Genomic DNA, 283 nt, shown 5'->3' with positions numbered 1-283 from the left:
ACGCCAACACATAACGTATGGAGGGGAACCCGGGGAACTGAAACATCTAAGTACCCGGAGGAAAAGAAAGAAACATCGATTTCCAAAGTAGCGGCGAGCGAAATGGAAAGAGGCCAAACCAGGATGCGTGCATTCTGGGGTTCGGACCGCATAATTGATTCAGCGAGTTTAATGGAAGGGTTTTGGGAAAGCCCGCCAAAGAGGGTGAAAGCCCCGTACATGAAAGACGAGCTGACAAGGCGGTATCCAGAGTACCACGAGACACGTGGAACCTTGTGGGAAT

General features: G+C 50.9%; 1 rRNA gene. It reads left to right on the top strand.

Annotation, left to right across the window (positions count from 1 at the left end):
* A 23S ribosomal RNA gene (locus VSQ61_RS22775) occupies positions 1-283 on the top strand; the annotation flags it as partial.

The sequence above is a fragment of the Candidatus Merdisoma sp. JLR.KK006 genome, assembly GCF_036941035.1.
Taxonomy (GTDB): Bacteria; Bacillota; Clostridia; order Lachnospirales; family Lachnospiraceae; genus Laedolimicola.
The sequence above is the reverse complement of the archived record's forward strand: the minus strand, read 5'-3'. Positions and strand labels throughout refer to the sequence as shown.